General features: G+C 67.2%; 1 protein-coding gene. It reads left to right on the forward strand.

From position 1 onward, the window contains the following. Positions 1-272: 272 nt before the first annotated feature. A complete protein-coding gene (locus tag CUT39_RS08680) occupies positions 273-719 on the forward strand; it encodes an ABC-F family ATP-binding cassette domain-containing protein (protein ID WP_100445615.1) in 447 nt (148 codons plus the stop codon). Positions 720-752: the final 33 nt, after the last annotated feature.

A 752-nucleotide genomic window follows, 5' to 3' on the forward strand; every position in this document is an offset into this window, starting at 1 on the left:
TCGAACATGGGGATCCCGCCGCCGAGGACGAGCGGGTAGCGCTTGACGACGATCTGGTCGATCTCGTCGATGAGCGCGGCGGCGAGTTTTCCTCCGCCGCAGAGTCAGACCCCCTGGCCTGCCTCTTGTTTGAGGCGGGGCATGAACGTGGGGCGTGTTAGGCGATGAAGTTCACGTCCGGGGCGCGGGCCGGATCGAGTGTGGTCGAGATTACATATCGCCGCAGATGGGCGTACGGGCTCGGCCACCCCCTGTCCAGCCCCGGAGGATAGATGACCCCATTCCCGAGCCGCGACGTGCTCCTGACTCAGGTCGGGGGGCGGGTCTTCGAACGGCTCGATCCCGGGTCCGAGGCGATGGGCGAGTCGCTTGCGTTGCCGCGGACGCGCGAGTCGGTGGACCGGCTGATGCAGGAGCTGGTCGGGCGGATCACCGCCTTCCGGTCGGGCTACCTCGCCATGATGGAGCTGCGCCTCGAAGCCACCCGCCGCCCCGAGCTGCGGGCGGTGCTCACGGAGCAGATCCGCGCGAACCTCCAGGACAACATCGACTTCCATCTGCAATCGGGCATGCCCGGGGACGCCGATACGGTGGTTGAGCTCTACTTGGCCCTGAACTGGCTGATCGTGGAACGGCTGACGCTCCCCGACCTCTTCGACCAGGCCAGGGCCGAGGCCCTCGTTACTGCGCTGGTCCACCGGATCGTCCCACCGGAATGACCCCCCATACGAAGCGAACGGAACACGGTCGCC

Origin of the sequence: Glycomyces xiaoerkulensis (genome assembly GCF_002798405.1) — a bacterium.
Classification (GTDB): Bacteria; Actinomycetota; Actinomycetes; order Mycobacteriales; family Micromonosporaceae; genus Glycomyces; species Glycomyces xiaoerkulensis.